This window comes from Caballeronia sp. M23-90, from assembly GCF_053574605.1.
In genome coordinates this window covers 1-3,168 of the sequence record NZ_JBSIPA010000611.1, presented here as the reverse complement: position 1 = coordinate 3,168, position 3,168 = coordinate 1, and the positions used below count along the sequence as shown (strand labels likewise).

The following is a 3,168-nucleotide window of genomic DNA, read 5'->3' as shown; positions in this document are numbered from 1 at the left end:
TCTGAAGACACGCGCGTGCGCGCATCGGTGCCGGCCATTCAGCAGGCGCTTGCCGCGGGCGCGTGTCTTCAGTGATGTTGCCCTGATCGTCCTGCGGCACATTGAGATCGGCACGGATGAAAACACGTTTGCCGGACACTTTGCCTTCGGCGATCAGATCGGTGAAACGCAGTACTTTCGTCATGGGAGTCAGCGTGTGAGCGGGTGATTGGAAAGCGGTTCGGGCGATTGGAAATCACAGACCGGAACCAAAGGCCTGCGGCTCGCGAGAGAGTGCTACGGGGAAATTGAAGCGGAAGCGGTGTGCTTGCGGTTGGGCGAACGATGCAGTCCCGATGCACACGACAAAGCGGATCGCGCCGCAGACCGATGCGTCGAAACGGCTGGGCGTGACAGCGGAGACTGAAGCAAGTGAAGCGACTGGAGCGATTGAAGCGCTTGTGCGGTGACTGCCGGATACACGATCGACCTCATTGGACACGACAGCAAGATCGCCATTTTAACCGATACCCACCGCCCGCCAACGCTGCAAACGCAAATCCCCGGGATTCGGGATTGCTCACAATGCCTTGCACATCATGGTGCGGCGCAGCATGAAATCAGGCGAAGAGCCGCAATCCGGTGAACACGATCATGCCCACGACGATCGTCCCGAGCATGCTCCGCCGCCACAAAAACCAGGCAAGGCCGCAGAGCGACGCATACAGCGCGTGGTTCGAAAACGCGATGGACAGTCCATCCGGCGTGCTCAGCAAATCGGGCACGACGACCGCGACAAGCGCCGCAGCCGGCGCGTATCGCAAGGCGCGCTGTACCCGCTCGGGCAGGATCATGCGTTCGCCGCCGATCAGGAACAGTGCGCGCGTCAGGCCCGTGATCAGCGCCATGCCGGCAATGGCAAGCCAGATCTGGGCGGTGGTCACCGGGCGCTCCGGGTATTTTTGGCGGGGGCATCGAGTTTGGCGCGGGGCGGTTCAACGGCCGGATCTTTCGGCGCGGCGCGCACGCCCAACTTCTCCGCCATCAGATCCACGAACGTCCCGGCCAGCAACGCCGCGACGACCGCCAGCGGCAACGACAACCGATAAGGCAGGTCCAGCGTGATCAGCGCAACGACGCTCGCCACGCCCACGGCCGCAAGTGTGGAGCGCGTGGCGATCGCGGACACGATCAGCGGAACGAGCGCGAGCGTACCGGCAAGCTCGAGTCCCCAGTTATCCGGGAAAACGCTCGCAAGCAGAATCCCCACGATCGATGAAACCTGCCACGACGACCAGCTCGTCGCGGCCAGCCCCCAGAAGAACGCCTCCTTGCCGGGCTGATAGCCGACCGGGAAATTGCGCTTCGAGAACATCAAATAGATGATGTCGCCATTGAAATAGCCGAGCACCAGCCGGCGGCGCAGCGGCAGATAGCCGAAATGCGGCGCAAGTCCCGCGCTGAAGATGACGAAGCGCAGGTTGACCATGGCGGCGGTCAACAGGATGGTCCAGAGCGGCAGCTTGGCTGCCAACAGCGGCAGCACGGCGAGTTGCGATGACCCGGCATAGGCTGCGAGCGACATGCCGAGCGCTTGCGGCACGGTGAGCACCGACTTCGCCATCGCGATACCGGTCACGAGACCCCACGAGAACGTCGCCGGAACCGCCGGAGAGAGCGTCTTGACGCCCTCGATGAATGCGCGTCGGTTGGTATCGGACAGCCGGTCGAACATGAATGTGAGTGCGCGTTGGGTGCAGTCGGGGTGCAGTCGGGGTGCAGTCGGACGGTGACCTGCGGGTGAGCTGAGTGCTATTTGTGCGCCCACCGGGCTCGCGCTGGACGCACCGCATGACGGCGAAAGGCGAATTATAGCGGCGTGAAAGGCGCCAAATGGCCGACGCCGCCCATTTTTTAATCGAAAAGACGCTAAAATGACGGTCTTTGGCCGTCTGGCCGCGTGCCGGATCTGCATCGAAATCCGGGTTCCCGTGCATACGTGGAACCGCGCCGGCGGCCCATTCAAACACGTGCACACACTCGCCAGGAGAAACGTATGTCAATGGCCGACCGCGACGGCAAGATCTGGATGGATGGCAAGCTGATCGACTGGCGCGACGCCAACATCCACGTGCTGACCCACACGCTGCACTATGGCATGGGCGTTTTTGAAGGCGTGCGCGCCTACAAGACCGGCAGCGGCACGTCGATCTTCCGCCTCAAGGATCACACCAAGCGTCTGCTCAACTCCGCCAAGATCTTCCAGATGGAAGTCCCGTTCGACCACGCCACGCTCGAAGCGGCGCAGCTCGAAGTGGTCGGCGTGAACAAGCTCGAATCCTGCTATATCCGCCCGATCATCTGGGTGGGGTCGGAAAAGCTGGGCGTATCGGCGAAGGGCAACACCATTCACGTCGCAATCGCCGCATGGCCGTGGGGCGCCTATCTCGGCGACGACGGCATTGCCAAGGGCATCCGCGTCAAGACGTCGTCGTTCACGCGTCATCACGTGAACGTGTCGATGGTGCGCGCCAAGGCGTCCGGCTGGTATGTGAACTCGATCCTGGCCAATCAGGAAGCCATCACAGACGGTTACGACGAAGCGCTGCTGCTCGACGTCGACGGCTACGTGTCGGAAGGCTCCGGCGAAAACTTCTTCCTGGTGAACAACGGCAAGCTGTACACGCCGGACCTGGCTTCGTGCCTCGACGGCATCACGCGCGACACGGTCATCACGCTCGCACGCGACTTCGGCATTCCGGTGATCGAAAAGCGCATCACCCGCGACGAGGTCTACACCTGCGACGAAGCGTTCTTCACCGGCACGGCCGCCGAAGTCACGCCGATCCGCGAGCTGGACAATCGCACTATCGGCGAAGGCAAGCGCGGTCCGATCACGGAGAAGCTGCAAAGCGCGTTCTTCGATATCGTGAGCGGCAAGAACGATAAGTACGCGGACTGGTTGTCGACGGTCAAGTAAGGCGGTCAAGCGAATATCTCGGCGGACCGGCGAAAAGCCCGTTCGCCGCGTCCCCAGAATAGAACGTAGAAACGAACCCGAACGAGATTCCTCATGAGCGAACTGAAGGAAATGCCGCTGGTGCAGTTGTCGGCCAAAGACGTGCCGGCGTTCTGCCCAAATCCGAATATGCCGCGCTGGAGCACGCATCCGCGCGTGTTCCTCGATAA

At 62.0% G+C, this 3,168-nt stretch carries 4 protein-coding genes and 1 pseudogene; 2 read left to right on the top strand and 3 right to left on the bottom strand.

The genetic code is table 11. The annotated features are described in order from the left end of the window. From pgk to ACRXB1_RS33440, 3 genes are all read right to left on the bottom strand, one after another. Positions 1 to 184: phosphoglycerate kinase (gene pgk, locus ACRXB1_RS33450; RefSeq protein WP_449494465.1), on the bottom strand; the 184-nt coding region annotated here is incomplete at its 3' end. Positions 185 to 599: 415 nt separating this feature from the next. Next, positions 600 to 923: an AzlD domain-containing protein gene (locus ACRXB1_RS33445; protein ID WP_061998630.1), complete on the bottom strand. Its 324-nt coding sequence runs from the start codon at positions 921 to 923 to the stop codon at positions 600 to 602. After that, on the bottom strand, positions 920 to 1,714 hold the full coding sequence (locus tag ACRXB1_RS33440) for an AzlC family ABC transporter permease (protein WP_061998629.1): 795 nt from the start codon (positions 1,712 to 1,714) through the stop codon (positions 920 to 922). The genes ACRXB1_RS33445 and ACRXB1_RS33440 overlap by 4 nt, the downstream gene beginning before the upstream one ends. 321 nt (positions 1,715 to 2,035) lie before the next feature. On the opposite strand from ACRXB1_RS33440, the gene ACRXB1_RS33435 reads away from it, so the two are divergent. Both ACRXB1_RS33435 and ACRXB1_RS33430 read left to right on the top strand, forming a co-directional pair. Beyond that, positions 2,036 to 2,959 (top strand): branched-chain amino acid transaminase, encoded by a 924-nt coding sequence (locus ACRXB1_RS33435; protein ID WP_062170460.1) that lies wholly within the window; start codon positions 2,036 to 2,038, stop codon positions 2,957 to 2,959. Positions 2,960 to 3,052: 93 nt separating this feature from the next. Next, positions 3,053 to 3,168: pseudogene (locus ACRXB1_RS33430) on the top strand (zinc-finger domain-containing protein); the annotation flags it as partial.